At 45.3% G+C, this 12876-nt stretch carries 7 protein-coding genes; 3 read left to right on the forward strand and 4 right to left on the reverse strand.

The genetic code is table 11. The features are described from left to right. The first annotated feature begins 107 nt into the window (after positions 1–107). Positions 108–3554, forward strand: coding sequence for a M36 family metallopeptidase (locus AC0J2F_RS12170; protein ID WP_473007883.1), 3447 nt, complete (start codon positions 108–110; stop codon positions 3552–3554). 48 nt (positions 3555–3602) lie between these two features. On the opposite strand, the gene AC0J2F_RS12175 is transcribed toward AC0J2F_RS12170, so the two are convergent. From AC0J2F_RS12175 to AC0J2F_RS12190, 4 genes are all read right to left on the reverse strand, one after another. Further along, positions 3603–4790 (reverse strand): LETM1-related biofilm-associated protein, encoded by a 1188-nt coding sequence (locus AC0J2F_RS12175; RefSeq protein ID WP_087522872.1) that lies wholly within the window; start codon positions 4788–4790, stop codon positions 3603–3605. Between the two features lie 70 nt (positions 4791–4860). Continuing rightward, positions 4861–5448 carry a superoxide dismutase family protein gene (locus tag AC0J2F_RS12180; RefSeq protein WP_473007884.1) on the reverse strand — a complete coding sequence of 196 codons (588 nt, stop codon included), beginning with the start codon at positions 5446–5448 and terminating at the stop codon, positions 4861–4863. A 45-nt stretch (positions 5449–5493) separates the two neighbouring features. Continuing rightward, positions 5494–6939, reverse strand: coding sequence for an SLC13 family permease (locus tag AC0J2F_RS12185; RefSeq protein ID WP_087522871.1), 1446 nt, complete (start codon positions 6937–6939; stop codon positions 5494–5496). 31 nt (positions 6940–6970) lie between these two features. Then, positions 6971–10156 (reverse strand): WD40/YVTN/BNR-like repeat-containing protein, encoded by a 3186-nt coding sequence (locus AC0J2F_RS12190; RefSeq protein WP_473007885.1) that lies wholly within the window; start codon positions 10154–10156, stop codon positions 6971–6973. Between the two features lie 108 nt (positions 10157–10264). On the opposite strand from AC0J2F_RS12190, the gene AC0J2F_RS12195 reads away from it, so the two are divergent. Both AC0J2F_RS12195 and AC0J2F_RS12200 read left to right on the forward strand, forming a co-directional pair. After that, on the forward strand, positions 10265–11389 hold the full coding sequence (locus AC0J2F_RS12195) for a vWA domain-containing protein (protein ID WP_420379181.1): 1125 nt from the start codon (positions 10265–10267) through the stop codon (positions 11387–11389). Between the two features lie 6 nt (positions 11390–11395). Beyond that, entirely contained in the window at positions 11396–12859 is a 1464-nt protein-coding gene (locus AC0J2F_RS12200) for a MoxR family ATPase (RefSeq protein WP_473007886.1), read from the forward strand. Positions 12860–12876 lie beyond the last annotated feature (17 nt).

Genomic DNA, 12876 nt, shown 5'->3' on the forward strand with positions numbered 1-12876 from the left:
AAAACTAACATTTGATAGTTTTTGTTAAATTTCTGTTATCAAATTCATCGAATTTTTAATACTTTAGGGCACGTTTAGAAAAACAAATACGCTAAATCAAAAATTCTATGAAAAAATGTACCCTGGTTGTACTCCTGGGGATCATTGGGATTTTTACCTCCCAATCGTTCGCTCAGGATGCGACAACAACCATCACCAACTACTTAACCCAACAAATAGAAAATCACGGACTGACTCCCCAAGACGTTCAGTTCGAAATCACCAGCCAAAGTACCAGTAAGGTAAGTGGTCTTACCCACGTGTATTACCGTCAATTGGTCAATGGCATTCCTGTTTATGGTTCTGAATCATCTGCACACATCAAGGCAGACGGAACGCTTATCAAGATGAACAACGGTTTTGTTGCTCAGTCCATTGAGAAATCAAGTGGAATGACCAGCCCTGGACTTACCGCTGCTGCTGCTATTTCGGCTGCTGCGAACGAGCTTGGTTATACCCCGTCTAAAGCCATTACTGTGATCGAAGATCTTTCAGAAGGATCTCCAAAAATGATTATGAGCGATGGTGGAATTTCTAAATTGGACATTCCAGTGGCATTGACCTATCAGAAGACCGAAACAGGCGATATCGTTTTGGCTTGGGATCTTTCTATTTTAGAGTTGACCCAAGAGAATTGGTGGTCTGTTCGCGTGGATGCTTCTACCGGACGCATCATTGACCGTGTGAACTGGATGGTTACCTGTGAGTTCGATCACGACCACGGTGACCACGAGAACGCTATGAACTTCAACTTGAACTTACAACCTGCCGTAGATAAATCAGCGGCGGCTGGTTGTATTGAGTGTTACGAAGTATTCGCTTTGCCTTTGGAGAGCCCGTTCTTTGGAGCGCGTACTTTCGAGGTAAATCCTGCGGACCCAACTGCTTCTCCTTTTGGATGGCACGATACTAACGGGGCTCCAGGAGCGGAATTTACCACTACTCGTGGTAATAACGCAAACGCTTACGAAGATGGTGATAACCCAGGATTCCAACCAGATGGAGGAGCTAACTTGTTCTTCGGAGGAGTTGGTTACGAATGGGACATCAACTATTCACCTTCTACACAATACGAAGCTGCGGCTGTAACTAACTTGTTCTACTGGACCAACATCATCCACGATGTACTTTATCAGTATGGATTTGATGAGGCCGCAGGAAACTTCCAAGAAAATAATTACGGAGGCGGTGGAGCCGGTTCTGACTCAGTAGATTCAGAGGCTCAAGACGGTTCTGGTACTTGTAATGCAAACTTTGGTACTCCGCCAGATGGTGGTAACCCGCGTATGCAAATGTATACTTGTGGTTCTCGTGACGGGGACTTCGATAACCTTGTGATCATTCACGAATACGGACACGGAATCTCTAACCGTTTGACAGGAGGACCTGGAGCTGCTGGCTGTTTAGGTAACTCTGAGCAAATGGGAGAAGGATGGTCTGACTGGTATGGTCTTGTAATGACCATGGAACCTGGAGATGCTGGTGTAGACGCTCGTGGAGTAGGAACTTATCTTTTCAACGAAGGTCCTGATGGAGGTGGAATTCGTCCATTCCCTTACAGTACCGATATGAATATCAATCCACAGACCTATGACTTTATTGGGTCTTCTGCTATTCCTCATGGGGTAGGATCTGTTTGGGCGATGATGCTTTGGGAAATGACCTGGGGTCTTATCGACGCTAGCGGATGGGATGCTGATATTTACAATTTCACTGGAGACACCTCATTGGATGCCGGTAACGTTAAAGCATTGGCCTTGGTGACTGAGGCGTTGAAATTGCAGCCTTGTAGTCCTGGATTTGTAGACGGACGTGACGCGATCATCGCCGCAGATAATGCAATTTACGGAGGAGCGAACGTATGTATCATTTGGGATGCTTTTGCCAAGCGTGGTCTTGGTGTAAACGCTGTTCAAGGTTCTTCTTTCAGTACTACAGATGGTTCTGAAAACTTCGATACACCAACAGGAGAGGCAACTTTCACTGCTCCAGAAGACGTTTGTGATTCGGAGACTGCCTTTACTGTAGTAGGAGCAGGTACTCCACTAGGAGGAATCTATAGCGGACCTGGAGTTACCGATAACGGTGACGGAAGCAGCTATACTTTTGACCCAGCAGTTGCTGGCGTTGGTATCCATACCATCAGCTACGAGATCGCAGATTCTGAATGTGCTACAGCTTCTATTGCTTCAGATGATATTGAAGTGCTAGAAACACCAGATTCTCCATTAACCACAGACGTTACCGACGTTTGTATTGGAGACGAGGTAACTGTAACAGCTACACCAGTAAATCCTGCAAACAACATTCGTTGGTTTGACGCTGAGGTAGGTGGAGCTTTTCTTTTCCAAGGAACAAATTACACCTTTACACCAACAGGATCTATTGACCTTTGGGCAGAAGAGACTCCAGATGACTTCTTGTCTAAATTGGTTATTTCTGAGGTTACTATGCAAACTCCAGACCGTTTGGAGATCCAAAACGTTGGAGTGCAAACGGATTATACCGGATACCGCGTTGTTCTTAGTGAAGAGCCATTCTCTAACATCAACACTGTGAATCCAATTGTAAAGACGCTTGGTGTAATGGAAGAGAACGAGGCTATCGCTTGGAGTGATCAACCAGGTTCCGCAGATTATTGGGGTAATAATATCTGGTGGGGTAATGATACAGCTGATGCTGGTTGGATCCTTATCTTAGACCCAGACGGAAACGTAGTTGACTCTGCATTCTGGAATGTGACAGCTTCTATTTTATCGACCTTCGATATCACCGTAGCTGGTTTCAATATTACTGCTGCGGACCTTGATTGGACAGGAGCAGGAGCGGATCTTACTAATTTGTGTTCTGATTCCTTCCAGAGAAATGGAGATACTGACAGCGCTGCCGATTGGCCAAACGCATGTTTAGAGGCTTCTTTTGGAGTTGCTAATGACAATATTGGAATTGGATTTGCCGGATGTCTTGCAGCTCGTACCTTGACACAAGTTGTGGCAGAGGACGTTGCTCCGGAAATCACTTGTCCAGATGACGAATTGTACATCATAGACGATGGACTTCCATATGTAGTACCAGATTACTCATTAACTGCGACTTTCTCGGACAACTGTCCAGAAGATCCTACTATCACTCAAGATCCTGCTGTAGGGGCTGAATTAGGTCCTGGCGTTTATACGGTAACGCTTACGGCTACAGATGCGGCCGGAAACTTCAGCGACTGTACCTTTACCTTGACTGTAGAGGGTGTATTGAGTGTAGACGAATTTGGAATAGACAACGTAATTACACTATATCCTAACCCGAGTCAAGGAGAGCTTACCCTGCGCAATCGCAGCACAGCGATCTTAGAAGACGTGAACCTATACGACGTGAATGGTCGTTTGATCAAGCGATTCAATGTACAGGGTGTGGGAGCTGAGATCCAGTTTAATCTAAACGATGTGGCCTCAGGAATGTATTTTGTTCAGATCGTAACAGATCAAGGACAAACCGTTAAACGTGTCGTTAAACAATAATGACAGACCTTTAGCAACAAAAAACCCTCGCTTTTGGCGGGGGTTTTTTTATTTGTTGTCGTCTATGCGATTTTCGTTAAAGGCAGAAGGCAGAAGCTTTGGAATGAATTTAATGAACAAAGGCAGCAGTAAACTCCCGCCTGGCAATAGGAAAATGGTTAGCGACGGTATGCTCTTGAACATATCTAGCAATTGTTCCTTAACCTTGTCCTTTTCTTTTGCATCTAGTTCGCGCAGCGTGGATTGTCCTAACAATACCAACAATTCTCCACTTTCGCTCAGTTCTTTAAGTAGGCGTTTTTTATTTCTTAAGATCAAGCGTTCTACCGTGCTGCTAGTTTGTTTGTAAAAATGCTGTACGGGATGTGTATGGTTAAAGAAGTGAATGGCATTCTCGTGCTCATCCATAAACTCCTCCAACTCGTCTAAAGCCAATTCGGCCTCGCTCTGATCTAATCCGAGTTGTATTGCCAAATGCATGATATAGGCGCGTTCCGAGGGTTCAACCTTGAGATCGTCCTTTATGGCCATACAGCAGAGATCTAGCAGATACGGAGCCGTTAACGACATTTGGGTATCGCTAAAGAACATCTCTAACGGAGCTGCCGTTGTACTCAAGCCTGCCATTTCAAAGAGTTCTAAAAGTAGCAGGTCGTATTTGTCTTGCTTGGTTTTAGATTGTAAGGCTCCGAAGCAATACGTAGCAATAGCTTTTTCTAAGGATGTAGCATAGTTCTTAGCCAGCATAGGAGATTCGCAATAGATCTGATAGGTGAGTAGGTCTGTTGCCAATAACACATTAGAAAAGGCATAAGTCTGCTCTTTTTTTAGCGTTGCATCGCTTTCTAATATTCGGGCCGAGAGGATCTTCTCTAGGTTCTTGCTCAATGATTTTCCCAGTGATAATTTAGACAACAAGCTCATACGGCCTCTATCTATCTCACGGTAAAAACTAATGGCGTGTTCTAAGAATTTTTTAACCCCTACAATTCCTGTCTGTTTGTAATAGATCACATACAAACTGTGGAGTAGGTTGGCTTTGTTGTATTCTGCGGATGTTAGTTTGAGTTCACTGATCGGTCTATCGACCAAGGCACAGACCGAGTTCCCGTAGACAAACCCCGTTTTGCGTAAACGCGCGTAAAAACGGCCCTTAGATTCAAATGGGGTAAGCAGGTCTTCTTGAGAAAACTCGTGGAAAAATTTATCTATCCAACCGGCTGCAGAGGGATTCATTGACTCAAAAGTATAAATAAAAAAACTCCTGTAGCACTGACAGGAGTTTTTCTATGCTATTTTGTAAAAACTATTCGATAATTCCTCCGCAGCTAACACGAGCTCCAGCAGCGCCAGAAGGCTGAGAAGTGAAGTCGTCTGCTCCTTGGTGCACAATAATGGCCTTTCCGAGTATATCTTTTTTCTCATCACCACAGCCCATGCACCACAGCTCGGTTTCAAAGGTAACCGTAGCATTACCTTCTGCGTCCGCGGTAAAGTTTCCTATATCTCCTAGGTGGTATCCGGCTTCTGCTCCCCACGCTCCGTGAGGTTGAAAGGTGGGATTCCAGTGTCCTCCGGTCGATTTACCATCTGGAGAACTACAGTCTGCTTTTTCGTGGATATGAATGGCGTGTACTCCTTCTGTTAGGCCTTTTAGTTCTGCCAACATACTTACTTTGCCGTTCTCTGCTGTGAATTTCACTGCTCCGGTAGCTCCAGACTCACTTTTAGACTCCAACTTGAACTTAATTGCAGTTACTTCCTCGGTAACTTCAACTTCTTTTTCAACTGCGGTCTCCTCTGTGGTTTCGGATTCCTTTTCTTTGGCTTCGTTCTTACAACTGCTAAAGGCGATAGCCAAAGCTAAAATGGACATTATAGATATGCGTTTCATAATCAATTGGATTGGTTTGTTTAAAATTACAGCTTTATTAATCAATTAAAAAATAAATGGTATAACCAGCTTTAAAAAGATAAATAGCAGACCAATTGCCAGTAGATTTAAGAAGAAACCCGCTCGAACCATATCTTTGATCTTGATATAACCACTGGCAAATACAATGGCGTTAGGCGGAGTGGCCATGGGCAGCATAAAGGCACAACTAGAAGCCATTGCAACGGGAATCAACAAATGCTCCATCGGCATGTCGAGTCCTAAAGCAATACCTGCAACAACAGGTGCAAAGATCGCCACCAAGGCTACATTGCTCATTAGTTCGGTCATAAAGAGCATGACCGCAATGATAAGGATTGCTATAGTGGTCGTACTCAGGCCATCCATAGCAGCGATATAATTGGCAATAGTGGTGATAATACCTACTTGCGAGAGGCCAGAGGCCAAGGCCAACCCACCGCCGAATAGGATCAATATCCCCCAAGCCAATTTTGAAGTGTCTTCCCAGTCTAGAATGAACTGTCCCTTAGAGAAGCTGTTTGGGATCACAAAGAGCGCAATAGCGGCATACATACTTATTTCGGTATCTGTAAGGCCCAAACCGGGGAATTGGCTGTTCAGCACGCCTCTAAAGATCCATAGAGAGATGGCCACGGCAAATACTGCCAAGACTTGTTTCTCTTTGCGGCTCAGGCCACCGAGTTTCTTTAGTTCCTCATCGATGAGTTCCTTAGATGCATCAAAGCGTTTTAAGCGGTTGGGAAATGCAACGTGTACCAAAATAAAATATACCAAGGCGATCATCACTAGCGAAAAGGGAAGTCCCATAACCATCCAATTCAAAAAAGAAATGGTGGTATTGTATTCGTTCTCCAGAAATCCGATGAGCACGGAATTCGGTGGTGTTCCTATAATGGTCGCTATTCCTCCGGAGTTGGCTGCATAAGCTATTCCGAGCATTACGCTTAAGGCAAAATTTCGGTCGTTCTTAGTAAAGCCGTCTGCATCGTCTATAAGCAAGTTGATCACAGAGAGTCCAATGGGCAGCATTACCAAAGCGCTGGCGGTATTGCTGATCCACATGCTCAGTAAAGCCGTGGCCAGCATGAATCCAAGGATGATTCTATTTGGGCTCGTTCCGGTGATCTTAATGATAGAAAGCGCGAGGCGTTTGTGCAGATTGACTTTCTCTAAGGCTAGGGCCATTACAAAGCCTCCGAAGAATAAGAAAACAATACTACTGCCGTAATGAGGTGCTACTTCTTTAATGGGCATCACGTTGGTGAGCGGAAAAAGAATCAAAGGTAATAGTGCAGTCACTGAAATGGACACAGCTTCTGTGATCCACCAGCAGATCATCCAGGCTGCTACGGCTATAACAGGATCAGCTGCTTCACTGAGTAGCTGCCCTTTAAAAAGCCAAAGAATAACGAACAAAACAGGCCCCAAAATGAGGCCTGCTTTTTTAGTGTTGGTATAGTTGCGTTCCATAAAAGCGGTCTTCGAACCGAATTTAGGCAATTTAATTTTGCAAACTGAATTGTTTTACCTCTTTAAAAGATGAGGTGTTTATTGCTTCCATAGCCTGACGGTATTCTGGCCACTTTTCACTGAAGAAACTGTTGGTTGCTTCCAAACCTGCTTGCAATGCTGTTCTGGCTTGGGTCATCAGACGTGTTTCTGTAGCAGTGGTTCCTGTCGGACGACTCGTAGCATATTGTCTAGCCAGACCAATACGCTGCATAATGTTCACTTCTGGGTTGCGTGTGATTCCCTGACGTTCGTCCACTTTGCCCAAATAAAGTGCGATCACCTCGTCTATCGCTTTAACGATTTCTTTGCTTTGGTCTATCGCTTCTTTATGAGTCTCCTTATCGAGCTTGGTTAGCATTGATTTGTACTCTTCTGCTATGTTTTTGCTTTCCACCAATTGTTTTACTGCGTCTGCCGCAGTTTGTGTCATGGCTTCTAAAGTCTTGCCGTTCTGGTAAGCGTTTTCAATGGCTTGAGGCGGAACATCCAATCTCGGGTCCATTTTTACGGTGATCTCGCTGTTTGCGGTTTGATCACCATAGATCATCTCTAAACGATAAGTGCCAGGCTTTACTTGAACTCCTCCGGGTTCTCCGAAGTTTCTGGTTCGAATTCGTCGACTTGGTCGGTCTACGCCCTTTTCGCGTAAGAACCAAGTAAAGCTGTTCACTTTATTGTCCTTAGGTGCTTTTTGCTTCAGGGTTCTTATTAGGCGTTGTCCGTCGTAAATATTTAAAGTGATGGAATCCCACTTCACGGCTTTTTCACCTGCTTCAGCCTCGCCTTCTTCTTTTTCGTCTTTGGCTGGTTTGTTGATCAAATAGCGAATAGGAGCTCCAAAGCTGCGGTTCTCACCGTTGTACAGCGCATCTCCTCCGAAACGACTTCCAGTTGGCTGCTGATATGCGGCTAGATAAGTCATTGCCGGATCGAACATAGCAAGGGTAGCTTTTGCCTTGGCGGCATCTGCAGCTAGTGCACGCAGTGGTCTAATGTCATCCAATACCCAAGCCGCACGCCCAAAAGTTCCTATAACTAGGTCGTGCTCTCTCGGATGGATCACCAAGTCCTTGACTGGAACCGTAGGGAAGCCGTTGGTCCATTTTACCCAATCGCCACCAGCGTTTATTGACACATAAAGGCCGTCATCAGTTCCCAAAAAGAGTAGGTTTTCCTGTTCAGGATCTTCTACCACACAAAGAGTATAACTAATTACATCATTGTTATCTACAATGCGCTGCCATGTTTTACCGTAATCCTTGGTGCGGTAGACATAAGCGTCGTAGTTGTATCTTCTGTAGTCGTTGGCTACCAAAAGGGCTTCTCCTTTGCGTTTGTTGGAGGCTTTGATCTGTACAATCCAACTTCCTGCTGGTAAACCTTTAATATTCTTAGAAACGTCGGTCCAATTAGTTCCGCCGTTAGTGGTGTAATGAACACGGCCATCGTCCGTACCCACCCACATCATATTCTGTTCTAACGGAGAAGGTTCAATGACCAATACTGTGGTGTGGTTTTCTGCTCCCGTAGCATCCATGGTAAGACCTCCACTTTCTGATTGTTTTTGTTTCTCCGGATCGTTGGTGGTGAGGTCTGGAGAAATGATCTCCCAGGTTAAACCTTTGTCTGTGGATTTGTGTACAAATTGAGATCCGAAGTAAATGGTACTGTTGTCAAAGGGATCTATATTGATAGCAGAGTTCCAGTTAAATCGCAGTTGCACATCCGGATCAGGATGCGTTGGGCGCACCGAATAGTTATTACCGGTCTGCCAATCGTAGCGAGAAACATAACCTTGCTGACTCATGGACCATCCAAAACGCGAATCATCGCGGTCTGGAACCACATCAAATCCGTCTCCGAAACTGATCTCTTGCCAATACGAATTTCGTATTCCTTGTGCACGCCAAACATAGGCCGGACCTCGCCAAGAACCGTTGTCTTGCATTCCTCCATAAACGTTGTATGGAAACTCGTTGTCAACTGCTATGTGATAGAATTGCGCCACAGGAATGTTCCCGACAAAGCGCCAATTTTTTCCACCATCTCGGGTAATATTAAGACCTCCGTCGTTTCCGTCGATCATAAAATTGCCGTCTTTTGGATGGATCCACCATGCGTGGTGGTCTGGGTGTACTCCGTTGGAAACGCCATAGGCAGGCATCAATTCAGTGAAATTCTTCCCGCCATCTTCAGATACGTTTACATAGGTGAAAATGCTATATACGCGGTTTTCGTTCTGCGGATCCACATAGATCTCTGAATAGTAGAACGGACGATTCCCAATATCGCTCTTGTTGTTGATCATCTTCCAAGATTCTCCGCCATCTGTACTTTTATACAAGGCGTTCTTTTTAGACTCCACCAAGGCGTAAACCACATTGGGTTTGCTTCTGGCAATGGCAATTCCTATACGCCCTAGATCGCCCGCAGGCAGGCCGTCTTCTTCTGTTTTTTCGCTCCAGTTCTCACCGCCGTCGTAGGTGATGAAAAGCCCGGAACCTTCACCTCCAGAATTGAAGAACCAAGGGTCACGCTTGTGCTCCCATAAGGCCACAATGATTTTGTTTGGGTTGGACGGATCCATAACCATGTCTGCAACTCCAGTTTTGTTATTGGCACTTAGTATCTTTTTCCAGCTTTTTCCACCGTCTGTGGTCTTGTACACGCCTCGCTGCGGATGTTCTCCCCAAGGGCTTCCAATTGCTCCCACATAAACGGTGTTCGGGTCGTTCGGATGAATAATGATACGGTGGATATGACGGGTCTCTTCCAGTCCCATGGACTGCCAGGTCTTACCGCCATCTAGAGATCGGTATACTCCAAAGCCGCCATTAAGGCTGTTTCTTGGGTTACCTTCTCCGGTTCCAACCCAGATAACACTTGGGTTAGATTGTTGAATAGCTACGGCGCCGATAGAAGCTGTGGGCTGATCGTCAAATACAGGTTCCCAGTCGATCCCTCCGGAGTCAGACATCCAAAGGCCACCGGAAGCTGTTCCGGCGTACATTACTTGTGGGTTGTCATGCACTACGTCTATGGCCGTAACACGACCACTCATTCCCCCTGGACCGATGTTTCGGGGCTGCATGTTTTCAAATTGTTCTAAGTCTAGAGTTTGGCTCCATCCGCCTAGTGAGAACAGGATGGCAACGCCTAATAAAAGGTGTTTCATTGTCAGGTTGGTTTACAGAATGCTTAAAGGTACTACATAACAATTTTACATTTCTTAAAGCAGTGTTAACACCTAGCTATTGGCCTTAGAATGTCTTAATTTTATAAAATGAAGAAACCCAATCGATCTATCGGTTTTGCTTTTACCAGACACGAAGCCAAAGAGCAGTTGCCCTTCGATCGTCTGTTCGAGGTTTTTCAAGAGCTGATCACGCATACTTCTGGGGATTTCGACGAAGCAATGGATTGGTTGGAGCAGTTGGACCAAGAGTACCAACTGACCACAGAGGATTACACCCTGGACGATTTTGTAGAAGATCTCAAAAAGAAAGGATATATCCGAGAAGAAATTAAACCAGACGGTTCCGGCGGTGTTGCTTTGACAGAGAAGACCGAGCGTGCCCTGCGTAAGCGAGCCTTAGAACAGATCTTTGGTAAGCTCAAGCGCAGTGGTTCTGGAAATCACAAGACCAAGTATACCGGAAACGGAGACGAGATGGCAGGGGAGTTCCGCAACTATCAGTTTGGAGATGCTCTGGATAGAATATCCATGACAGAGAGTTTGCGCAATGCACAGATCAATAATGGTTTGGATAGTTTCCATTTGACTGAGAATGACCTGGTGGTAGAAGAGTCCATGTATAAGGCCCAGATGAGCACGGTCTTGATGATCGACATAAGCCACAGCATGATCCTCTACGGAGAAGATCGGATCACTCCGGCGAAGAAAGTGGCCATGGCGCTTTCAGAATTGATCATGACGCGTTACCCTAAGGACACTTTAGACATCCTTGTTTTTGGAAACGATGCTTGGCCAATAAAGGTCAAAGATCTGCCGTATCTGCAGGTAGGGCCCTATCATACCAATACGGTCGCTGGGCTACAGCTCGCGATGGATATGCTCCGCAGAAAAAGAAATACCAACAAACAGATCTTTATGATCACCGATGGGAAACCGAGTTGTATGCAATTGCCAGACGGGCGTTATTACAAGAACAGTAACGGTTTGGATCCACATATTGTTAGTAAATGCTATACCATGGCGGCCCAGGCGCGCAAACTACACATACCCATTACCACCTTTATGATAGCTCAAGACCCATATTTGATGCAGTTTGTAGATCATTTTACCGCTGCAAATCAAGGTAAGGCCTTTTACACCGGTCTTAAGGGATTGGGCGAAATGATATTTACGGATTATGAAGCCAATCGCAAAAAACGAATTAAAGGATAAAGAGCTATGAATACAGAAGCTATTAAAACGCTTAAAGAACTAAAGGCTGCGGGCTACGGCTATCAGTCGGTCAAAGATGAATTACGCAAGAATCTTATTGAAAAATTGCAGGCCAAGCAAACAGTTTTCGAAGGTATTCACGGTTACGAATACTCGGTGATTCCAGAGCTGGAGCGTGCCATATTGAGTAAGCACAACATCAACCTTTTAGGTTTGCGAGGGCAGGCTAAAACCCGATTGGCACGGCAAATGGTTAGCCTGTTAGACGAATATATTCCTGTGGTTGCCGGAAGCGAGATCAACGACGACCCTTTTGCACCAGTTTCGAGATATGCTCGTGAAGTACTGGCCGAGCAGGGAGACGATACACCGATCAGCTGGTTGCATCGTGAAGATCGCTTTGCAGAGAAACTGGCCACACCAGATGTAACTGTGGCCGATCTGATTGGCGATGTAGACCCGATAAAGGCCGCCAATTTAAAACTGACCTATGCAGACGACAGAGTAATTCACTTTGGAATGATCCCCAGAGCCAACCGTTGCATCTTTGTGATCAATGAATTGCCAGACCTGCAAGCTCGCATTCAGGTGGCACTCTTTAATATTTTGCAAGAAGGCGATGTGCAGATCCGTGGTTTTAAGTTGCGGTTGCCTTTGGATATTCAATTTGTCTTTACTGCAAACCCGGAAGATTATACCAATCGCGGGAGCATAGTAACTCCACTAAAAGATCGTATAGGTTCACAGATCTTAACACACTATCCAGACAGTTTAGAGATCGCTCGTAAGATCACAGCCCAAGAGACAGATGTTGCTGCAGCAGAGAAGGGGAATGTCTATGTGCCTGACATGGCTAAAGATATTTTGGAACAGATAAGTTTTGAGGCTCGCAAAAGCGAGTTCATAGATGCGAAGAGCGGTGTAAGCGCTCGAATGAGCATTACGGCCTATCAAAACCTCTTGAGTACGGCAGAACGAAGAGCTTTACTGAATAAAGAAACCGAAACCATTGCTCGTTTGGGTGACTTTATGGGCGTTATCCCTGCCATTACCGGTAAGGTGGAGCTGGTTTACGAAGGCGAGCAAGAAGGAGCAGCCCAGGTGGCGCAACAGTTAATTGCAGATGCTGTCTTGGCTTGTTTTGAGAAGCACTTCCCAAAAGTAGAAAAACTGCAACGCGATGGCGACAAGGATCCTTATGCCGAAGTAGTGGCTTGGTTCTTCGAAGAACCGGGATTTGAACTGCTAGACAATTTATCGGACAAAGAATATATAGCCGCTTTAAATCGAATCCATCCTTTGGATGATCTGGTACGTGAATACACCCCAGATATACCCAAAGAAGACCGCGCCTTCTACAAAGAGAGTATTCTTTGGGCCTTGGCCGAGTATAAAAAGCTTAGCAAGCATCCTATGGGCGATGGACTTCATTTTAAGGATCTCTACGGAAGCTATATTAGTGGGTTATAGTGGTTAGGCTCTAATGG

The sequence above is a fragment of the Gilvibacter sp. CC01 genome, assembly GCF_055755295.1.